Here is a 20,232-nt window from a genome sequence, read left to right as displayed (position 1 = left end):
CTGTCCCCCCGGCGCGTACGCACGTCCTCTCGCCTCAGACATTGACCACCCACGTGTCCTTGGTGCCGCCGCCTTGGCTCGAATTGACCACCAGCGAGCCCTCGCGCAGCGCGACGCGCGTCAGGCCGCCGGGTACGATCCGCACCTGATCGGTGCCCGACAGGACGAAGGGGCGCAGATCGACGTGCCGCGGCGCCAATCCTTCGTCCACCCAGGTCGGGCAGGTCGACAGGGCGAGCGTCGGCTGGGCGATGAAATTGTCCGGCTCCGCCTTCAGCTTGGCGGCGAACGCCTCGATGGTCTTCTTGTCCGACGCCGGACCGACCAGCATGCCGTAGCCGCCGGAGCCGTGGACTTCCTTGACCACGAGCTCGGGCAGGTGATCGAGCACGTAGGCCAGCGCGTCCGGCTCGCGGCAGCGCCAGGTCGGCACGTTCTTCAGGACCGGTTCCTCGCCCAGATAGAACTTCAGGATCTCCGGCATGTAGCTGTAGATCGCCTTGTCGTCGGCGATGCCGGTGCCGACGGCGTTGGCAAGCGAGACGTTGCCGGCCTCGTAGACCGACATCAGGCCGGCCACGCCGAGCGCGGAATCGGGGCGGAAGGTGAGGGGGTCGAGGAAATCGTCGTCGACCCTGCGGTAGATGACGTCGACGCGCTGCAGCCCTTCGGTGGTGCGCATGTAGACGACGTTGTTCTGCACCACCAGGTCGCGGCCCTCGACCAGCTCGACGCCGAGCTTGTCGGCGAGGAAGGAGTGCTCGTAGTAGGCGCTGTTGTAGGCCCCCGGCGTGAGCAGCGCGATGGTCGGCTCCTTGGGGGCGCTTTCCGGAGCGATCGACTGCAGCGTCGCCAGGAGCTCGTCGGGATAGTTCTCGACGGGCCGCACGTGGTAGCGGGCGTACAGCTCCGGAAACAGCATCAGCATGACTTCGCGGTCCTCGAGCATGTAGGACACGCCCGAAGGCGTGCGGGCATTGTCCTCGAGGACGTAGAAGGTGTCAGGGTCGACGCGGACGATATCGATGCCGGCGATCGGCACATAGATGTTGCCGCGGACCTTGTGGCCCATCATTTCCGGCCGGAACGCCGGATTGGCGAAGATCAGCTCCGGCGGCAATATGCCGGCCTTGAGGATCTCCTGGCGGGTATATATGTCGGCCAGGAAGGCATTGATCGCCTTCACCCGCTGTTCCAACCCGTAGGCGAGCCGGTTCCATTCGTCGCTTGTGATGATCCGGGGAACCACGTCGAAGGGAATGATGCGCTCTTCGGCGCGGGCCTCGCCGTAGACGGCGAAGGTGATGCCGATGCGGCGGAACAGCAGTTCGGCTTCCGCGCGGCGCTGCTCGATCAGGTCGTCGGGCGCTTCGGCGAGCCACTTGGCGAGCTGCTGGTACGGCGCGCGGCAACCCTCACCCTCCAAACCGTGCATTTCGTCAAAGGATTTCGAACCCATGTCCTCCCCTGGTCCGTAATCGCATAACTATGACCGCCGAGAATGGTTCCCGCAATGCCCATGCCGGTTTGGCGGGGCGATCCCGGACAACCTTCGGCCGTTCTTGGTCAACAATGGGGCACAACGAGATCCCACTGCCGAATTTCCGCGCAAAAAGGCTTCAGATCAGCTTGAGGCCGCGCAGGCTGGCGTGGCCGTCGCGGCCGACGATGACGTGATCGTGCACGCTGACGCCGAGCGGCTGGGCGATGTCGATGATTGTCCTGGTCATCTCGATGTCGGCGCGCGAAGGCGTCGGATCGCCGCTGGGATGGTTGTGGACGAGGATGATCGCGGTCGCCGACAATTCGAGTGCCCGCTTTATCACCTCGCGCGGATAGACCGGCGTGTGGTCGACCGTGCCGGTCTGCTGAAGCTCGTCGGAGATGAGCTGATTGCGCTTGTCGAGGAACAGGATGCGGACCTGTTCACTTTCTATGATTTCCTCTGTTTTATCAATGTCTTGCATTCTGCGTCCCCCAAACGTCCCTCACGCGTCCCTCATTCGGGGTTCCGGTTTCGTTTCAGCTGTCGCAGTTCGGCGACGCGGCGGGTCTGTTCGAGAACGCCTCGGTTGTAGCGGGCACTGGATTGCCGATTCTTGTGGCCGGCCGATTTCATTACGTCGGTCTCGACGGCGCCGGCTTCGTAAGCCTCGGAGATCGCACCGGCGCGGGCGTCCATGTTCCAGACAGTGCGAGGGATACCGGCGGCATCGGCGACGCGGCGCCACGTCTCCGTGAACTTCCTGTGCTTGTAGGGCTCGCCAGTCTTCTCAGAGATGATCATCGGCCCGATGCGCTTCTCCTTCGGCACCAGGGCGATTTCTTCGATCACCGCTGGGTAGAGCGTCAGGTCATGCTCGACATATGCCCCCGTCTTCACATGCTCCTTCCGCACTACTGTATCTGCACCAATCTCGGCCCATGTCAGTCCGTTGGTCCAGCGAGTGCCACGATGGATGATTCCGCCCTCGGCATCGGCTGCCGGCTCCCATTCGCCGATTACGTCCTTTTGCCGAAAGGCGAGTTCGAACTGCAGTACCGTGGCTAGTGCGATCGAGCCGAGCCCCATGTCGTGCGCCGCCTCCCTGATCGCGTTTACATGATCTGCGGTCATTCGCGAGCGCCGAGCCGGAGGTGTCGGGAATCGCATCTTCGATAGGATTGTGTCGGCCCGGATGCAGTCATCGTGGCCGAGCGTCACCCCGTAGGCGATGATCTGTCGCGCGGTGTTCATCAGGTGCTTCGCTCGCCACGGGCGAGGGGCGGCGCCTTCCCGTACCGGAGCGCCCCAGTTGTGGTGCCACCGTTTAAAGTCCGGCCCGAGCAGTTTGCCAATCTGGCGGGCGCCGACGGTGCGCTCGATGATCGCGAGGTTCTTAGTGACGTTATCGCGCGTGTTCCACTTCATCGACGAGTTGAATGGCGAGTCTTCGTCGGTCTGAAACAGGCGGGAGAGACTTGTCAGGGTGCCGTCGTATGCGGTTACGCCGTGGGCGCCGTCATTCGCTGCCCAGGCGAGCATTTCGGCTTGTAAGATACGGCACCTCGCTGCGAGGTTTTTTCTGCCGTCTACCGTGTCAGGATAGTGGAGCCGAACGACCTTCGGCAAGTATCCGCGCTTGGCCAAATCGGATCGCGCGGCCCAATACTCGCGATAGGTGCCGTCGTGATTTGGTTTCGCTTTGTATCCTGGAGCGCCTTCGGGACGAGTAGGTTTCATGCGCGCCAGTCCTCCTCGCCATCAGCATTAGCGGGCACAAACCTCTTTGTTAGTCCGTGACGCCTGTCGAAAAAAGCTTTTACGGCTGGCCAATATCTGCCGCCGAGGATCGGATCGATACGAGGAAGCCCATCTCTTTCAAGAACGGCGGCGATTTCGGGCCATTCTTTGACCTTTGCGGAGCTGAGAATACGCTTCGCGATCTCGGATTCGGACAGATAGAGCGTATTCATCTGACCCGCCGGAGCGTTCCATGCGCAAATTTCGACCGGCGCAGAAATGTTTCGGAGAGATCGGGGAGGCCATCGCGAGGATTGAAGCGAGCCTGACTGAAGGTGCTTTCCGATCCTGCGACGAGATAGAAGACGGTGATGGTTTGGGAAAATCTGACAAGAGGCCGTGGGTGCATTCCATAGGAACTCCTCAGCATAGCCAATAGACGATGCTGAATTGCATCCCATGCCCCACGGGAAACTGTTTTCTAAATATTCTGTCATTGCCGAAATTGCAATCTCTCTAAGCAGCAATGACTCGATTTCGACGGATCAAGCTTTTTCCGGCTTTCTCACAAAATTCGGCTAAAAAGATCAAAATCGTGGTTTAGTCTGCCACCCCCGGGACCTTATTAAGATCGAGGTGACCGACGGCCCCCGCCCTATCGTTAATATCCGGTCCTAGCGATGGCATTAGTGCGAGTGGTGCGCGTATTTTGCGTTCCTCGCCATGCCTGTCGGTGCGATGGGCTCGAAAAGCAAAATAAAATCGAATATCTCAGGATTAAGTAATGCATCTACTCCTTTCGAAGTTCTTGACGCTCACGTCAACCAACAGTTGATTTGTTTCGCTCACACATATCCAGGGGGGGAGCGGAGATGAGAGTAGTTATTGCAACCACGGTCGCGCTGCCGCTTCTAGCGGGAACAGGCCAAGCGGCCGATTACTACGGAAATGACCCCTATACGCAATTGACCGACAAACGGCCTGCATCAATGTGGTCGGGCGCATATTTTGGTGTAACGCTAGGGTATGGATGGGCAGATCTTGAGGCGACGCGCGCCTACGCAACGGTGACAGGTGTCGGGTCCGCATCGCTTCCGCTTACCGGTTTTAGTACTTCCGAGGACAGCGTGAACGGCGGGATCACGCTTGGGTACAATTGGTACGGAAGCAATCTCGTCGCAGGCATCGAAGTAGATGCTTCCATTGGCGATCAGACGTACGAGTCTGGGACCCTGAGCGCCAGGAATGTCATTTTTGCTGGCGATCGGATTTCCGGTAGTTTTAGTGCCGGGTTTGACTGGTTCGGGACTGCTCGTGCGCGGATCGGCTTTCTCGTTACTCCCCAGACGCTACTCTACGGCACGGGCGGCTTTGCCTGGGCGTACGCAGACGCTTCCGGGAACATTTCATACAGTAACGGAGCTGGTGCAGTTTCGCGGGTAACATTCAGCGACAGCCAGTTCGAATGGGGCTGGACAATCGGTGCAGGCGTCGAACAAAAATTCGCACCAAATCTGAACGCCAAACTGGAATATATTTACATCGACTATTCGAACGGAGACTTCGAATTTTCTCGTCCTGGCGTCACGGTCGGGTTTGACACCGAGGCGAGCATTAGTGTCATTCGCGCCGGCTTGAACTATCAATTCTGGTGAAAGGGCTGAAGTGGGCCTTGAATAGCCCATAGATTAGTGGATGCCTTCTTACCTTATTTTTTGAAGCAAGGCAGGGCAGGGCAGGTTCGACCACGTCGAGATTTTCTGTAACCGGAAACGGAAACACGTCAGAAACGAGATGCTGTCACCCGCCGTTTTCGAACTGCAGCAGCAAATGTAACCCGGTTGCATCCAGGTAATTTTGGGCTATTAAGTTTATATATTGGGTCTATCTTAACTAAGGTAAGTCGAATACATTTTGTGATATCGACGGTTTACGGACAAATATAATGCTCAAGCCTTGGTTGGAAGACGAGGACTGAGACGAATCCCAAGATATTCCGTAAGGTCAGAGTTGGGGGTTATCTGATGATCGGCGCGATTCCAGCCATTGCCCTGGGGGTTATCGCAATCAGCGCGGTCATATGCGCCGTCAGTGTGGTGTGTATTGGTCTCTTTTACCTTGAGCGGGTGTTGGTAGCTCTTGACGTGATGAATGCCCAGGTCGCAGCCATGCGGGAGATCCTCATCGATCTTGATCTTGACGATCGGATTAGCGCGACTGCTTCAGATATAGCTTCCATAGAGGCGAATACGAGGCGAGTCAGCCGCGAAATCAGCTAAGCGGGGATTGTGGGTTGGAGAGTTTGAGCCGCCGTGGGAGTGGCGGCGACGCTGATAGCGACAAGCAAAAAGCTCACTTCTTTTTCTTAGATCCCGTTAGCCGCTTTGCAGGCTTTGCCTTTTTGGCCTTTGCGTTCCCGGTCGCTTCGGCCGCTTTCCAATAACTCATCTCGCGGCATCGCTTGATGCGAACAGATGTGGATAATTACACAATAGCCGACCGACACCGATCAGTCCCAGAAGCCAACCTGAGTAAGAGACATGGTGTTCCGGCCGCAAACCGGACAACGATAACCGTCGTAAATGCCTTGGCGGGGCGATAACGGGTCGTCGGACAAGAACGGATTGTCGATCTTCTCGAGTCCGTGCTCCTGGATATCCTTCTCCGATGCGGTGATTAGATCCTTTCCGTCCGCCGTGTAGCAAATACATGTGGCCCCGACCCCAGAGCTGAGATCAGCGATCGAACTGCCCACGTGCATTTCGCGATCAAAGCCACACAGGCAAAACGCATTAAGCATGTGTCCGGGCATCTGTCCGTCTTCCAACAGCGACGGTCGCAATTCCGCATAACCGGAACTCGGCATTCCTCCGAGCCCAGGTCACCGAGTTTGATTTCCATTGATTAAAAAATCAAATGGGCCCGTCGCTGTTTTCCTCCTGTTAGAACAGGCACGCACCGCTCGCAGGGACTGGTTCGCGATCTTGGACCAATGCATAAGGCGGTTCCAACATACGGAAGGTCTCGCCATGCTGAAGTGCGTTCTCGTCGGAGTTGTCGGTACCGTCCTGTCGATCAGCGTGGCGTTTGCCGGACCGCTTGAAGACGGCAACGCGGCCTACGAACGCGGCGACTACGCCGAGGCGGTGAAGTGGTACCTGCTCGCAGCCAAGCAGGGCAATGCAATGGCGTGGGACAAGCTCGGCGGGATGTACGACTTTGGCGAGGGAGTCCCGCAGGACTACGTTCTGGCCCATATGTGGTTCAATCTAGCCGCAGCGCAGGGCGACAAGGGCGCCAAGGAAAAACGCGATCTGACAACAAAAAAATGACCCCCGACCAGATCGCCGAGGCGCAGCGCTTGGCGCGCGAGTGGCTGGCTAAACACCAGCAGTGACGGACGTGGCCTGACAGTGCGCCTCCAAAAATCCATCTACTTTAGAGACCGCCCAGCCAGGGTTTGACTTGGCTTTATTTGTACATATATCTTGAGAATACTGAACGTGTATACACCTTAAGAAGCTGACATGAAAACAGAACCCATCAAGGCAATCGCCTATCTTCGCACCTCGTCCGCGGCGAATGTCGGCGGCGACAAGGACAGCGACGTCCGGCAGCGGGAGGCCATCGAGGCGTTCGCCAGGCGGGCAGGCTATGAGCTCGTCGCCGAGTTCTATGACGCGGCGGTCAGCGGTGCCGATCCGATCGAGACGCGTCCGGGCTTCATGGCCCTGCTCGACAGGATCGAGGCGAACGGGGTGCGGACCGTGCTCGTCGAAGACGCGAGCCGGTTCGCCCGCGACCTGATCACCCAGGAGCTCGGCATCCTGTCGCTGATCCAGCGGGGCGTCCGTGTTGTCACGGCAAGCGGCGATGACCTGACGCAGACTGATGATCCGATGAAAAAGGCCATGCGACAGATGGCAGGGATCTTTGCCGAGCTGGAGAAGGCGCGCCTGGTCGGCAAGCTGCGCGGCGCGCGGGAGCGCAAGCGCCTGACGGCCGGCAAGTGCGAGGGAAGGAAGTCCCATTCCGAGCTGCATCCCGAAGTCGTGCAGGAGGCGAAGCGGCTACGGCGGCGTTCCCCGAAGACAGGGAGGCGACGCTCCTACCGGGACATCGCCCAGGAGCTGGCGTGCCGTGGCCATCTTAACAGCAACGGGCGGCAGTTCTCTGCATCCTCGATTCGGTCAATGTTGGAGCAGTGACAACTTATGGGTCAGCGCTTAAATCCTAATAAATTGGAGTGCACTGGAAAGTTCCGGCGTTAAACGATTTGGTCAAAATTCTAGCAATTTGCTGGCAGGCGGCTTGATTATCTGTGTATCCAAAAATAACTGCTACTTCTGCATGGATTGTCTCTTGTTTTACTAGAAAATAAGCTTTGTTCTCTGGTAAGATAAATTTTAAGTCACGAGCGGTTTCGGCTAAAACTTGGACGTTTGCATCGGAAATTGATTGCTCCGCGGCATCACTAGACATGCCTGAAAGTCCGATAGTGATAAATATAGACAAGAACATTGAGGGCCTGAACATGATTTTTGCTCCTTCTCGGTCAAAGAGGTCTAGATACGCTTGAATTGGAGTTGCGTGTTGCCCGAAGTTTGGCCGATTATAGGCGATAAGTTCCGGCCATTGCGTGGGAATAGCAAAGGGCGGGTGTTTTCAGCGCTGTCGTTCTGGTCCATGCTGAATTGATATTGGTTCCGGGGGGGGGTGATGCGAGTTTGTGCGGTAATAGTGATCGCTATATTTATTAGTAATAATCATGTGTATGGAGGGAGCTATACAAGTGGAAATGAACTTCACCAGCATTGTTTAAAGGGGGATGGTTATGTAAATGGTTTTTTGGACGGTTTTATTGAAACGTTCACGCAGTACAATAAATCTATTTGCCCCCCCAGGAATTCAAATCTCGGTCAAGCCGTTGATATTTATTGTTTGTATTTGAGCAAGCACCCTGAAATTCGCCACCGTTCTTCCGGGGAGCTTGCATATTGGGCTCTATCTGAATCTTGGTCATGTGGGTAATTATATTTTGATTCGGTCAAGCGAATCGAATATTTTCGTTTTTTTTATTGTTCGGTCTGTAGTCGATATTCCTTGGCGGCGTTGGTAAGCGGCTGAAATTATTATTGTTTCTTGCGTTTATTCTCTCTCTGGATGTTTAGATCTCGGTCTCCCTTAAAGGGCCTGACGAGTAACTTGATTGTTTTTCAGTGGACGGTACTTTGCGCGCGTAGTGGTCGAAGGCTCGCCGAGCCAAGGTGCTGTTAGAATCTCATGCGGGGCCCCTCGGAGTGGCTTCCAATGTAGTCTCATTAGCCAGCTCCAGGAGGTCACGCGACATCGACCACCGCTTGCCAGGCACCGGTTCGGCGTCAATCCGCCGGCGGTTTAACCGCGCCTCGATTTCCGGCCCAAGCCACCGGCGCTGCTTCGTAATATACTCGATTGCGCGGCTGTCGGCCTTTCTAACGTCGATACTGGGCAGATCTCGCCAGCGTGTCACCAAGCCATCCCAGCCTTCGGGTATATGCATTAGAAGATGGGCGTGCAGGCGTCCTCCCTGCTTCTCGAAAACCCAGAGCGCAATAACCTTGCCTTGGCATCGCCTCGTCGGCTTCTGAATGTTGTGAATCTTGCGCCTTAGCCGCTCTATGTGCCGACCGTCGCTGCTGCCAGGCGACGGAGATGGGTTGATCGTCACCATCCAGTTCAGGGGCACTCCGCCGCGCCGTGCTTCATGGGCGATGCTATCAATTTCCCTCACTTGGGACCAAGTGAGGCAGTTCGTGGGTTTCCAGCCTCCGCGGTGACGACGCCCTCGGCGCTTGCCCTTTGAGAGAGTCGCGCTTGGCCGTCTCTCAGGCGCCGGTGCATGTGGCAGGTGTAGAACTATATTAGTGATAGGCTGCCAGGCGTCCGGGGAGGTGTTGTCACTAAGATGTTGATCTTTCATGTTTTTATATCGGTTTTGGATCAAAACTAGTGGCGACACTTGCTCCCATCCCGGCAAGGTGCGGACTTAGACAGCTCTCGAAGTTGGAAATGGGAATGCGCTGCGTGTCCCAGAGCGAATGAAGTCGCCCCAGGGCCTCGCCAGAAACTGCCGGTCGTGCACGAAATTTACTGCGGGGGGCTGGCCCCGTTAGACGTGCGGTAGTCGGTTTGTCGCTGCTGACGCATCGCGAACACGCGCACAGCAGTTCGCACTGCGAGGCTGTTTGATTGCCCTCAGCAGTTGGGATGTACCCTTTGTAAATCAAAGGGTTGGATAAGAATGCGGAACTGTTCCTTTTCGGCAAACGCCATCGCCGTGCGGCAATAGTCCAGAACCGCGGACCATGAAGACAGCACCGGACGCTTGCGCACCGTGCCGCGCGCGAGGCGCTCGGCTGCCGCCTGAATGATCTTCAGATCGGTGACGACCCGTTCGCCCGCGCCGTCGACCTCGCGCAGGCGTTCGGGCGGCGCGGCGATCACCTCGGCGAAGGACCCGAACTTGGCGAGCAGGCGCTTGGCGAGCGGTTTCGTGTTGATGCGCGGCAGGGCCGAGAACAGGACGAGCTCGAGCAGCTCGTAGTCGGGCAGGGCGCCGGCGCCGCCGTTGACGAAACGTTCGCGCAGGCGCTGGCGGTGGCCGGCGTGATCGGGATCGGGCTTGCGAAGTTCCTCCTCGAAGCCCGTCATGTGTCAGGCCGTCTGATATGGTGGCTTGTGATATCCGGCCGGGGATAAGGTGAAGATCTCGACCCCGTCCTCTGTCACACCGACGGTGTGCTCGAACTGCGCCGACAGCGAGCGGTCGCGCGTCACCGCCGTCCAGCCATCGCCCAGCACCTTCACGTGGGGGCGGCCGAGATTGATCATCGGTTCGATGGTGAAGAGCATGCCCGGCTTGAGCTCGGCGCCTTCGCCGGGGTGGCCGTAGTGCAGGATGTTCGGGACATCGTGGAAAACGCGCCCCAGGCCATGGCCGCAGAAGTCGCGCACGACGCTGGTGCGCTCGGCTTCCGCGTAGGTCTGGATGGCCGCGCCGATATCGCCGGTGGTGTTGCCCGGCTTCACCGCGGCGATCCCGCGCATCATCGATTCCCAGGTGACTTCGATCAGCCGCTCGGCCCGGCGCGAGATCTCGCCGATCGGATACATGCGGCTGGAATCGCCGTACCAGCCGTCGAGGATCAGCGTCACGTCGATATTGACGATGTCGCCCTCGCGCATCGGCTTGTCGTTGGGGATGCCGTGGCAGACGACGTGGTTGATCGAGGTGCACACGGAGCGTGTGTAGCCGCGATAGAACAGGGTGGCCGGATAGGCGCCGTGGTCGCGCGCGAACGCGTAGATCAGGTCGTCGAGGGCGGCGGTCGTGACGCCCGGCTGCGTGTGCTCGGCCATCAGGTCGAGCGCCCTCGCCGTCAACTGGCCGGCCTTGCGCATGCCTTCGAACGCCTCGGCGCCGTACAGCTTGATCTCACCGGTGTTGCGCGCCGGGGCGATATCCGCGTCTACGTAATTCATTGGCCTCCGTCAGCCGCCCCGAGCCGGGGCGACGGTCCCGCAGCTTCAATCCGTGTCCGGAATCTAATCTAATGCCAGTGCGGCGCAAGGCATTGCAACATGCAAGGCAACGGGCATCCTTGCGCCGGCACCAACGATATGGTCTTTCGCGGCAATGATCGCAACACTACAGACCGCGCAGGGTGCGCCCCAGGACACGTCGCCGTTCGGCACCTATGCGCCGACGCCCCTGCAGGCGCGTCTGATCGCGTTCGCACGGCGCCAGCCGGAGACCTGGCTGGGCAAGCGGCTGGCATTTGTGGCGCGCCGGCTCGTCATGCTGGGCCTCAACCATCCTCTCGACGTCGAAGTTTTCGGCCAGAAGATGCGACTCAATCCGTTCAACAACGTGTCGGAGAAGCGGATCCTGTTCACGCCGCAGTATTTCGACCGGGCGGAGCGGGAAATCCTGCGCGAGCGCGTTGGCGAGGACTTCGTTTTCGTGGATATCGGCGCGAATGTCGGCGGCTATTCGCTCTTCGTCGCCGGCCAGTCCGGCGGGGGCGCCCGCATTCTGGCGATCGAGCCGCAGCCGATCGTCTTCGACCGGCTCGTCTACAACATCGGTCTCAATCCGACCGGCAGCATAAAGGCGATCGCCTGCGCGCTGGCCGACAAGGAAGGCGAGATGACGCTGTTCCTGCCGGCGCGCAACAAGGGCGAGGCGAGCGTCAAATATGTCGGAACGCCCGGCGGCGACGACCGCTCCGTGCAGGTGCCGGCGCGCACGCTGATGAGCCTGCTCGCCCAGGAGCAGATCGACCATATCGACGCGATGAAGATCGACGTGGAAGGCGCCGAGGACCTGATTCTGGTGCCGTTCCTGGCCGAGGCGCCGCGGCCCCTGCTGCCGCGCCTCATGATCATCGAGAACGCCCGCGACCGATGGGAGACGGATTGCATCGCGCTGCTGCAGAAGGCGGGCTACCGCCAGACCGCGGAGACGCGGCTCAACCTGGTGATGGAGCGGCCCGACTAGCCGGCCCGACTGACCGCCCGCTTTAGCCCTCGAAGGGCAGGACTTAGCCTCGAAAGGGGAGGGCGCCGGTCACGTCGATGCCCTCGGCGGTGATCGCGCAGCCGTAGGCGAGGACCTCGACGCCGGCCTCGCGGGCGCGGTCGAGCGCCGCGCCGTAGGCCGGATCGATGTCGCGGGCGATCGCCACCGTCTCGGTGTCGCCGCGCTGGACGAGATAGAACATCGTCGCGCGGGCGCCCTGTTTCACCATGTCGGCGAGTTCGTCCAGGTGCTTGGCGCCGCGCGCGGTGACCGAATCCGGGAATTCGGCGAGCCCGGGCTCGCGCACCAGGTGGACGTTCTTGACCTCGACGTAGCAGTCCGGCCTGCCGTCTCCGCCGAGCAGGATGTCGATGCGGCTGTTCTTGCCGTATTTCACCTCCCGGCGCAGGCTGGCATAGCCTTCCAGTTCCGGCACCGTGCCGGCCGCGATCGCCTCCTCGACGAGACGGTTGGGGTGGCCGGTATTGATGCCGACCAGCGCCGGCCCGCGGCCGGCATCGACCTCGACGATCTCCAGCGACCAGGCGAGCTTGCGGTTGGGATTGTCGGATTTCGACAGCCAGGCGGAAATGCCGGGATCCTTGAGGCCCAGCATCGAGCCGGGATTGGCGCAATGGGCGGTGACGACCTCGCCGCCGTCCAGTTCGATGTCGGCGAGGAAGCGCTTGTAGCGGCGCAGCAGGCGGCCGCGGACGAGGGGGGAGGAAAATCGCATGGGTACGGCTATGCCGCGTCGCCGCCGTCAAGGCAAGAGCCGCTTCCACTTGAGCAGACGAGAGCGCTGGGCTAGATCAGCCGCCACCATGACTTCGCGCGGGTGAGAGCATGAGCGACGGGCGTACAGAAAATGGCGGCGAGCCGGTGACGGCCGCCGTTCTGGTGATCGGCGACGAGATCCTGTCCGGACGCACCAAGGACAGGAACATCGGCTATATCGCCGAGTACCTCACCAATATCGGCGTTGACCTGCGCGAGGCGCGGGTGGTGCCCGATGTGGTCGAGGAGATCGCCGACGCGGTGAACGCGCTGCGGGCGCGGTACACCTACGTGTTCACGACCGGCGGCATCGGCCCGACCCACGACGACATCACCGCCGACGGCGTCGCCCACGCGTTCGGGCTGCCGGTCATCCACCATCCCCGCGCGGTCGAGATCCTGACCGCCTATCTCGGCGACCGCCTCAACGAGGCGCGCCTGAGGATGGCGCGGATGCCGGACGGGGCCGAGCTGATCGAGAACGCGGTGTCGAAGGCGCCGGGCTGGCGGATCGGCAACGTGCACGTGATGGCCGGCATCCCCTCGGTGATGCAGGCGATGCTGGACGCGATCGCGCCGACGCTGAAGACCGGGCAGAAGATGCTGTCGGTGACGGTCGAGGGACAGGGTCTGAAGGAGGGCGACGTCGGCGGGCCGCTCACCGAGATCCAGACGGCCCATCCCGGCGTGATGATCGGCAGCTATCCGCATTTCGACGGCAAGCGGTTCACCACGGCGCTGGTCGTGCGCTCGCGCGATGCCGCGCTGATGGCGGCGGCGCGGGCCGACGTCGAGGCGCTGGTCGCCAGGCTGCAGGCCGACATCGAGGACTAGAAAGGACACCACCATGTCGGGGCCAGCGGACAAGGCATTCCCGGTTTCCTGGGACCAGTTCCACCGCGACGCGCGGGCGCTGGCCTGGCGGCTGGCGGGGATCGGCACGTGGCAGGCGATCGTCTGCGTCACCCGCGGCGGGCTGGTGCCCTCGGCGATCGTCGCGCGCGAGCTGAACATCCGCGTCATCGAGACGATCGGCGTCGCCTCCTACCACGACTACAAGACGCAGGGCGACCTCCAGGTGATCAAGGACGTGAGCCCGCAGGTGGTCGGGCTCGACGGCGGCGACGGCTCGGCCGTGCTGATCGTCGACGACCTTGTGGATACCGGGAAAACGGCGAAGATCGTGCGCAACATCCTGCCGAAGGCGCATTTCGCCACCGTCTACGCGAAACCAATGGGCCGCCCGATGGTTGATACCTTCATCACCGAAGTGAGCCAGGATACCTGGATCTACTTCCCGTGGGACACCGGCCTCGCGTTCCAGCCGCCGATCGCGGAGCCGCCGAACCGCTGAACGGAGACCCATGATCGAGAGCCTGTCGGCCTTCTACAGCGCGAACCTGGGCATCTCGGCAGTCATTATCCGGCTCGCCGCGGCGGCCGTCTTCGGGCTGATCATCGGCCTCGATCGCGAATATCGGAACGTTCCGGCGGGGCTGCGCACCCACATGCTGGTGTCGCTGGCGGCGGCCACCTTCGCCATCCTCGCCTTCGAGATCGTTGAAAGCGCAAAGGCCGAAGGCGTCACCAACCCGGATCCCGTGCGGATAATCGAGGCGGTGACGGCGGGTGTCGCGTTTCTCGCGGCGGGCACGATCATTCGCGGCAATCACGGTATCCAGGGGCTGACGACCGGCGCGGCGATGTGGCTGGCCGGCGCGGTGGGGCTCGCCTGCGGCATCGGCGCCTTCTTCGTCGCCGTGGTTGCCACCGGATTCGGGATGGCGATCCTCACGCTGATCCGCTGGGTCGAGCACGCCGCCGACCTCAAATCGAATCACTCCGACGCGAAGCCCTGACCGGCGGCCCGATTTCGGGCGCGACAAGAGAGGTTTTCGACAGGGCGCGAGGTTCCTTGGCGCGCGGTTTTCGCGACGCTATAGATAGGCCGGTCACGCGGGCGTGGCGGAATTGGTAGACGCAACGGACTTGAACGAGACTTGAGTGCTTCCGGGGAAACCCGGAATGCAGAACTGCTCAAATTCGGGGAAACCTGTCAGATGGCGATCCCGAGCCAAGCCCGTGGGAACGGTGGTTCCGGCGGGAAGGTGTAGAGACTAGACGGGCAGCACCTAAGCGCCGGGACCGGCGTAGGGTGAAGGGATAGTCCAGACCACAAACCCGCCGCGGCGCTGGGCGCAGGGCGGGGCGGCGAAAGCCGTAGCTGGTACGAAAATCCGTAGGGCAGCAATGCCCGTGGGGGTTCGAGTCCCCCCGCCCGCACCAGCATCTCCGACATGCCATGCCGCTTGCCCCCGGCTTGCCCCGGCCAGGGCGGGCCGGCGCTCGCGTCCCTCGCGTCGTGTGGGGGGCCGGGCGCCTATTGGGTTGGCGCCGGCGTCTCTTCGGGCGCCGGAATCTCCCCGGGCGGCGACGACGCGGCGGTCGGGTGTCTTTCAAACAGAACCGTGACCCGCCCCACCGTGTCGTCGCGATCGATGACCTCGGCGCGCGCGAACCCGAGCCCGGTCAGGTGCCCGATCACCGTATGCGGCGCGGCCTGATGTCGATAGCGGACATGGAAGTTCACCTCGGCGACCACCCCGTGCGCGTTGCGAAGGGTCTCGGCGGCGCCGCGCAGGACGGCCATTTCCGCGCCTTGCGCATCGATCACCAAGAGACCGACATCCGCAGGTGCCCATCCGATCTGGGCTACCAGGTCGTCGAGGCGGGCCGATTGGACCAGTCTGGCGGTCGGCGTGCCGAAGGCGCTGGTCAGCGGTTCGAGCAGGGACGACAGCACCGGGAACGGGCTGACGAAGAATGGCCGTATCCCCGCTTCGTTGCTCGCGGCGGCATGCAGCACCCGGATATCGGGGGCGGCGACACCCCACTGGTCTGCCAGTCGCTCCAACCACGCCCGCCAGAACCGGGCGTGCATGGACAGTCGCGGGATCACCGCCGGGTTGGCCTCGACCATCAGGATCTTGCGAAACCCGGATGCGATGTAGAGTTCGAGTTCCTCGCCGGTATGGGCCCCGACGTGGACGACGCCGGCCCCCGCGTGCGGCGGTGGAAACCGCATGGCGATCGGGTCGAAACGGCCCGGCGGCGGCTGGACATCCATCACCTCGGTTTGCGGCGCGGCGGGGCGGAAGCGGACGCGTCCGGTTGGCATGGGGCGTGGGCGTCGTCCGTCGCGCGTCGTCATGTTGATGGCTCCGGTTTGTGGTCGCGCCCCGGACGGATAAGGTCCAGCCGGGTCCTGGCCCGGAACAGGGCAAGCTCGCGCCACGGTCGGCGCGGCCATACGGCGGCGCGGTCCGCGAGGATCGGCGCGAGCGCCCGGATGGCCTCCGCGCCGGCCATGCGGGCCAGGTTGACGCCGACGCAGGCGTGGATGCCGCCGCCGAAGGACTGATGCCGAACGCGGTCCCGGTCCAGGCGAAAGACATCGGCGTCGTCGGTGGCGGCGGGATCGCGGTTGACCGAGCCGAGAGCGCAGAGCACGAGGTCGCCACGGTTGAACCGGTGGCCATCGACCCGGGTCTCGTTCAGGACCACGCGGCCGGCGAACTGCACCGGCGACTCGAACCTCAGGGTTTCCTCGATCGCGCGCTCCGGCGTCGCCTGATCCGCCGCGAGCGCGGCGAGCTCATCGGGATGGGTCAGAAGGCAACCGGCGGCGTTGATCACGAGGTTTCCCAGCGTGGCCTGTCCGGTCGCAACCAGCAGGATCAGGGAATCGATCGCCTCCCGGGTGGAGCAACGCCCTTCGCTGGCGGCAGCCTTGAGGGCAGGCAGCAGGGCGTAATGCGCCGCGCCGTCCGATTGCTCCCAGCGGTCCGCCAGGTAGCGCGTCATCGTTTGAACCGCGCTCGCTGCGGCAGGCTGGACACCCGGGGCAGGATGGAAGTCGAGCAACCGGGAGATTGGGGCCGCCGTTTCGGCGAGGAACCGGCTGTCAGTGGACGGGAGCCCGACGACCAGCCCGGTCACGGCGGCGGCATAGGGCACGGCGTAGTCGGCGACGAGGTCGAACACGGGCATCGCGCCGACGACGCCTGCATGGTCGCGCGCCAGCCGCCGGCAATCGGCGCGCCAGGTCTCCACTCGCTCGCGCCGGAGCGCCTCCGACAGCACCGATCGTAGCCGCGTGTGCACCGGCGGATCGCGGAACATCACCCAATTGTCGATCACCAGGGACAGGGGCAACGTGGCGGCCGGTCCGCTCCCTTTGTCGTTGCCCTTGCCCCGGTGGGTTTCCCGCCCGAACGCGGGATCGCGCAGCACGTGCCGCACCAGGTCGGAGTCGAACACGTACCAGGCGCCGCGTGCCCGCGTAGCCGGCGACTTCCCCCAATGAACCGGCGCCGCGCCGCGATAGGCGCCGTAGACGGCGTCGGGGGCGGCGCGAAAGGCGTCGGTAAAGGGATCGAACCGGGGTAGGCGCATCACGCCGTCCGATGACTTGCCGGATGATGATGCGGCGCGTGTCCGGGCAGGTCGGACCGCGCGGGGTCCCGTGTGACCCAGTAGAGCTCCGCGAAATAGGCGCGCAGCAGCGTGCCCACGGTGCGCAGCGACTGTTCCATCACCTCGAAGGGATAGCCGCGCGCGCGCAGGACGCGGCCGGTGACCTCCAGCATCATGTCGTAGTGGTCGTCTCGTTCGTCGATCTTGATGTGCGCGCGCGCGCCCTTGACGTGCCGCTCGGAAAAGGCGCTGGCGGCGCGCGCGACGGCGAGCGGCGAGGCCCGTTCCGAGTTCCACTCGGCGAAGACCGAATAGGCGACCGCCGGCAGCGATCCGATCCGCAGGACGTTCTGCTCGAGCGTGCGGATCAGGTCGACCGTCGCGGCTAGCGGCGGGGTGGACACCACCTGTGCCTCGTCGATCCCGTGCTGCTCCAGGTCGGCGAGATACAGCTTGTCGTGGTTCATCTCCTCCTCGATGTACTCGCCCCAGAGCCGCGCCGCCCGATAGTCTTCGCGGGCCATGGCGCAAAGGGCGAGCGCATCGGTGGCCGCCGTGCCGCGGATGCGATGCACGGTCTCGATGCGGTGGCGCACGTAGTAGGCCTCGTCGAGAGCCTCGTCCTCGCGCGACAGGTGTTGCGCGTACGGAACCGTGCTTGCGAACAGCCGCGCCTCGTCGGTGAGGATGGCGTCGATCCGCCGGGCAAATGGATTTTCGGTCATAGCGTGATCCCCTTCCGTTCGACCGACGGCGGCGCGCCGTCGGATCACATGACGACGTCGAAGAAGAAGTTCTGGGTCAGCCGGCCGTCCGTCTGGCGCGCTCCGAACCCGCCCAGGCGGGCATGGAACAGCCGGCTGTCGAACACCAGGCAGCGGTTGAAGCGCATCGGAACGACGGAGAGTTGCCGCCACTTGCTGTCGATCTCGAACCCATCATCCGTGATCATCGACAGGAATTCGGGGACGGTCTTGCCATAGCGCTGGCAGGCTTCCGCCATCTCCGGCGAGGCGACGTCCGGCATGTGATCCCAGCCGAGCTCGCGGTGGCGATAGAAGGCCGTTCCGCCCTGGCATTGCGCGTCCGGGTTCAGGTAGACGATGCCGGAGTACTGGCTGACGCTGGAGTCGAAATGGATCCAGGTCTTGCGGAATCCGTCGGCGGGCGCGCCTTCGGTCTCGAAGATCAGCCGGAACTCGCCGATCGGGGCGTTGCGGCGCAGCACCCGGCCGAGCCGCCGGGCGAGCAGCTCCAGGCCGGCCTCGGCGAAGGGATGGTCGGCGGTGGACAGGTAGCCCTTGTAGTAGAGCTTCTCCGCCTCGGCGGTGTTCTCCGCGTACTCCAGCTTCGTGGCGAACTCCCGCACCTGCAGCGGATGGGGATAGAAGTCGTCCAGGACCCGCACAAAGCCCGCCATCGCGTCACCTCTTCGGCCAGCGTTCAGTACCGGCGCCTCTTCTCCAGAAAGACGCCGTCCAGGTACAAACCGTCCAGATCGAGGCGGATCAGCGCATCCAGCGCGTGGTCCGGCGTCTCGACGATCGGTTCGGATTTTCCGTTCAGGGAGGTGTTGAGCAGCATCGGCACGCCGCTGATCCGTCCGAAGGCCGACAGAAGGGCGTGGAACGTCTCGTTCTGCTCCTTCGTGACCGTGTGCAGCCGGCAGGTGTTGTCGACGTGGGCGATGCTGGGGAAGGCCGAAACGAAGTCCTTCTTCATCTCGTGGATGAAGATCATGTACGGCTCTTCGTGTTCTATGTGGAAGAAGTCCCTGGCCCGGTCGGCGGTTATGCTGGCCGCGTAGGGCCGGTACTGCTCGCGCTTCTTGACGTTTGCGTTGAGGTGCGTGCGCAGGCCGGGCTTGCGCGGATCGGCCAGCAGGCTGCGATGCCCGAGCGCCCGCGGGCCGAACTCGGAGCCGCCGGTGAACCAGGCGATCAGGCGGCCGGCGTCGAGCGCCTTCGCGACCTGGCCGAGATCGGCGTCGTCGACGATCCGGTAGGAGGACGTCAGGCCGGGGCGGGCGGCGATCGCCTGTTCGATCTCGGTTCGCGAATAGGGCCGGCCGAGCGCGCCCGGCCACCGTTTCCGCGCGGGCCAGCGGCCGCCGAGGGCGCCGAGCCCGTAGAAGGCGGCGCCGATGGCGGTGCCGTCGTCGGTGGCCGCCGGCTGGACAAAGATATCGTCGAGGTCGACCTCGCGGCGGATGCGGCTGTTGGCGACGCAGTTGAGCCCGACGCCGCCGGCGATCGCCAGCTTGCGCCGACCGGTCAGGCGGACGGCGAGCCGGGCCAGGTGAACCATGATCTCCTCGACCGCCTCCTGGGCGGCGCGGGCGACGGCGGCGTATTCGGGAGACGGGTTCTCGGCGTTGGCGTTCGGCGGGCCGAACCGGTGCGCGTAGAAGCCCGGGTTGAGGTCGAGGCCGACGGTCTGGATCGCGGGGCTTATCTGGTAGCCGGCGTCGGTGAGACTGTAGAAGCGCCGCAGGGTCGGCAGGTGTTCCAGCGACCCGTAGGGCGCCAGCCCCATGGTCTTGCCGGCATCGAAGGGCGTGCAACCGAGCCACAGCGTCGCCATCTCGTAGAGCGCGCCGATGGAATTGCAGTTCTCGTAAAGCCGTGCGGGCCGGTCGGTGACCTTCAGCACCGGCACGAGCGCGCCGTCGCGGCTGTCGAAGATGGTGGCGCGCTCCAGAAGCGGCACCGACGTGCCGTCGGACAGGCGATGCTGGCCGGCGACGCTGCCGCCCTTGTCGACCACCAGGACCGCCGTGTCGTCGAAGCCGGACGGGGCGAAGGCGCTGAGGCCGTGCGCCAGATGATGGTTGATCGTGTAGAGCCGGCTGTGGGGCGAGAACGGGGCCTGCAGCACGCAGTCGGAGACGGTGAGGTTGCGCAGGCTGTCCGGCCCGGCGACGACCGCGTTCGTGAACACGACGGCGTCCAGGTCCTCGAAGTCGATCCCCGCCGCCCGGCAGCAGTAGTCGATGCTGCGCAGCGGCATCGACGTGAAGATCCGGCCGAGCGGATCGACCGGGCAGGAATGCTTGTCGCGGTCCAGGCGCTCCTCGGCGATGGCGACGATCGAGCCGTCGCTGCCGACGAGGCAGGCGGCGCGATCATGCGACAGGTTCACGCCCAAGGAATACATCGCTCGCTCCGTACGGGCGCGGGCACCACGCCCTGTC

General features: G+C 62.8%; 21 protein-coding genes and 2 pseudogenes. 9 read left to right on the top strand and 14 right to left on the bottom strand.

Annotation, left to right across the window (positions count from 1 at the left end):
* Positions 1–34: 34 nt before the first annotated feature.
* The 4 genes and pseudogenes from ACSF9G_RS00705 to ACSF9G_RS00690 all read right to left on the bottom strand — a co-directional run bounded on the left by ACSF9G_RS00705 (position 35) and on the right by ACSF9G_RS00690 (position 3,456).
* On the bottom strand, positions 35–1,459 hold the full coding sequence (locus tag ACSF9G_RS00705; protein WP_436637145.1) for a circularly permuted type 2 ATP-grasp protein: 1,425 nt from the start codon (positions 1,457–1,459) through the stop codon (positions 35–37).
* Positions 1,460–1,619: 160 nt separating this feature from the next.
* Positions 1,620–1,934: pseudogene (locus tag ACSF9G_RS00700) on the bottom strand (JAB domain-containing protein); the annotation flags it as partial.
* A 65-nt stretch (positions 1,935–1,999) separates the two neighbouring features.
* Positions 2,000–3,223: a site-specific integrase gene (locus ACSF9G_RS00695; protein ID WP_436637143.1), complete on the bottom strand. Its 1,224-nt coding sequence runs from the start codon at positions 3,221–3,223 to the stop codon at positions 2,000–2,002.
* Positions 3,220–3,456 carry a hypothetical protein gene (locus ACSF9G_RS00690; protein WP_436637141.1) on the bottom strand — a complete coding sequence of 79 codons (237 nt, stop codon included), beginning with the start codon at positions 3,454–3,456 and terminating at the stop codon, positions 3,220–3,222. Before ACSF9G_RS00690 ends, ACSF9G_RS00695 begins: the two co-directional genes overlap by 4 nt.
* Positions 3,457–4,095: 639 nt before the next feature.
* Between ACSF9G_RS00690 and ACSF9G_RS00685 the strand changes: the two genes are divergently transcribed.
* Entirely contained in the window at positions 4,096–4,878 is a 783-nt protein-coding gene (locus tag ACSF9G_RS00685; protein ID WP_436637139.1) for an outer membrane protein, read from the top strand.
* 369 nt (positions 4,879–5,247) lie between these two features.
* Positions 5,248–5,502 (top strand): hypothetical protein, encoded by a 255-nt coding sequence (locus ACSF9G_RS00680; RefSeq protein WP_436637137.1) that lies wholly within the window; start codon positions 5,248–5,250, stop codon positions 5,500–5,502.
* 230 nt (positions 5,503–5,732) lie between these two features.
* Here ACSF9G_RS00680 and ACSF9G_RS00675 read toward each other — a convergent pair whose 3' ends face one another.
* Positions 5,733–6,089 carry a hypothetical protein gene (locus tag ACSF9G_RS00675; protein WP_436637135.1) on the bottom strand — a complete coding sequence of 119 codons (357 nt, stop codon included), beginning with the start codon at positions 6,087–6,089 and terminating at the stop codon, positions 5,733–5,735.
* 163 nt (positions 6,090–6,252) lie between these two features.
* Between ACSF9G_RS00675 and ACSF9G_RS00670 the strand changes: the two genes are divergently transcribed.
* Complete coding sequence (locus ACSF9G_RS00670; protein ID WP_436637133.1) at positions 6,253–6,555, top strand: tetratricopeptide repeat protein; 303 nt, start codon at positions 6,253–6,255, stop codon at positions 6,553–6,555.
* A gap of 195 nt (positions 6,556–6,750) precedes the next feature.
* Positions 6,751–7,431: a recombinase family protein gene (locus tag ACSF9G_RS00665; protein ID WP_436637131.1), complete on the top strand. Its 681-nt coding sequence runs from the start codon at positions 6,751–6,753 to the stop codon at positions 7,429–7,431.
* Positions 7,432–7,456: 25 nt separating this feature from the next.
* On the opposite strand, the gene ACSF9G_RS00660 is transcribed toward ACSF9G_RS00665, so the two are convergent.
* A complete protein-coding gene (locus ACSF9G_RS00660; RefSeq protein ID WP_436637129.1) occupies positions 7,457–7,759 on the bottom strand; it encodes a hypothetical protein in 303 nt (100 codons plus the stop codon).
* A 183-nt stretch (positions 7,760–7,942) separates the two neighbouring features.
* Here ACSF9G_RS00660 and ACSF9G_RS00655 point away from each other — a divergent pair, with 183 nt between their 5' ends.
* Positions 7,943–8,254 carry a Rap1a/Tai family immunity protein gene (locus tag ACSF9G_RS00655; RefSeq protein ID WP_436637127.1) on the top strand — a complete coding sequence of 104 codons (312 nt, stop codon included), beginning with the start codon at positions 7,943–7,945 and terminating at the stop codon, positions 8,252–8,254.
* Between the two features lie 1,248 nt (positions 8,255–9,502).
* Here the strand turns inward: ACSF9G_RS00655 and ACSF9G_RS00650 are convergent.
* Together ACSF9G_RS00650 and map are read right to left on the bottom strand one after the other, a co-directional pair.
* Positions 9,503–9,916 (bottom strand): annotated as a pseudogene (locus tag ACSF9G_RS00650) (JAB domain-containing protein); the annotation flags it as partial.
* Between the two features lie 3 nt (positions 9,917–9,919).
* A complete protein-coding gene (gene map / locus ACSF9G_RS00645) occupies positions 9,920–10,747 on the bottom strand; it encodes a type I methionyl aminopeptidase (RefSeq protein WP_436637125.1) in 828 nt (275 codons plus the stop codon).
* 154 nt (positions 10,748–10,901) lie between these two features.
* On the opposite strand from map, the gene ACSF9G_RS00640 reads away from it, so the two are divergent.
* On the top strand, positions 10,902–11,765 hold the full coding sequence (locus tag ACSF9G_RS00640) for an FkbM family methyltransferase (RefSeq protein WP_436637123.1): 864 nt from the start codon (positions 10,902–10,904) through the stop codon (positions 11,763–11,765).
* A 43-nt stretch (positions 11,766–11,808) separates the two neighbouring features.
* On the opposite strand, the gene sfsA is transcribed toward ACSF9G_RS00640, so the two are convergent.
* Positions 11,809–12,522: a DNA/RNA nuclease SfsA gene (sfsA, locus tag ACSF9G_RS00635; protein ID WP_436637121.1), complete on the bottom strand. Its 714-nt coding sequence runs from the start codon at positions 12,520–12,522 to the stop codon at positions 11,809–11,811.
* Positions 12,523–12,632: 110 nt separating this feature from the next.
* On the opposite strand from sfsA, the gene ACSF9G_RS00630 reads away from it, so the two are divergent.
* From ACSF9G_RS00630 to ACSF9G_RS00620, 3 genes are read left to right on the top strand one after another with little or no spacing between them, the layout of a single operon-like run.
* On the top strand, positions 12,633–13,397 hold the full coding sequence (locus tag ACSF9G_RS00630; RefSeq protein ID WP_436637119.1) for a competence/damage-inducible protein A: 765 nt from the start codon (positions 12,633–12,635) through the stop codon (positions 13,395–13,397).
* Between the two features lie 13 nt (positions 13,398–13,410).
* Positions 13,411–13,917, top strand: a complete 507-nt coding sequence (gene gpt, locus ACSF9G_RS00625; RefSeq protein ID WP_436637117.1) for a xanthine phosphoribosyltransferase — start codon at positions 13,411–13,413, stop codon at positions 13,915–13,917.
* Positions 13,918–13,927: 10 nt separating this feature from the next.
* Complete coding sequence (locus ACSF9G_RS00620) at positions 13,928–14,422, top strand: MgtC/SapB family protein (RefSeq protein WP_436637095.1); 495 nt, start codon at positions 13,928–13,930, stop codon at positions 14,420–14,422.
* 521 nt (positions 14,423–14,943) lie between these two features.
* On the opposite strand, the gene ACSF9G_RS00615 is transcribed toward ACSF9G_RS00620, so the two are convergent.
* The 5 genes from ACSF9G_RS00615 to ACSF9G_RS00595 are packed head-to-tail and all read right to left on the bottom strand — an operon-like array spanning position 14,944 to position 20,195.
* Positions 14,944–15,774, bottom strand: a complete 831-nt coding sequence (locus ACSF9G_RS00615) for an FkbM family methyltransferase (protein ID WP_436637093.1) — start codon at positions 15,772–15,774, stop codon at positions 14,944–14,946.
* Entirely contained in the window at positions 15,771–17,018 is a 1,248-nt protein-coding gene (locus ACSF9G_RS00610; protein ID WP_436637091.1) for a cytochrome P450, read from the bottom strand. Before ACSF9G_RS00610 ends, ACSF9G_RS00615 begins: the two co-directional genes overlap by 4 nt.
* The gene (locus tag ACSF9G_RS00605; RefSeq protein ID WP_436637089.1) at positions 17,018–17,764 is read right to left on the bottom strand and encodes an iron-containing redox enzyme family protein; all 747 of its coding nucleotides are present in this window, start codon (positions 17,762–17,764) and stop codon (positions 17,018–17,020) included. The genes ACSF9G_RS00610 and ACSF9G_RS00605 overlap by 1 nt, the downstream gene beginning before the upstream one ends.
* A 44-nt stretch (positions 17,765–17,808) precedes the next feature.
* Entirely contained in the window at positions 17,809–18,459 is a 651-nt protein-coding gene (locus tag ACSF9G_RS00600; RefSeq protein WP_436637088.1) for a DUF6445 family protein, read from the bottom strand.
* 23 nt (positions 18,460–18,482) lie between these two features.
* Positions 18,483–20,195, bottom strand: a complete 1,713-nt coding sequence (locus ACSF9G_RS00595; RefSeq protein ID WP_436637086.1) for a carbamoyltransferase family protein — start codon at positions 20,193–20,195, stop codon at positions 18,483–18,485.
* Positions 20,196–20,232 lie beyond the last annotated feature (37 nt).

This window comes from Microbaculum mangrovi (genome assembly GCF_051390635.1).
In the GTDB taxonomy this organism is placed as follows: domain Bacteria; phylum Pseudomonadota; class Alphaproteobacteria; order Rhizobiales; family Tepidamorphaceae; genus Microbaculum.
The sequence above is the reverse complement of the archived record's forward strand: the minus strand, read 5'-3'. Positions and strand labels throughout refer to the sequence as shown.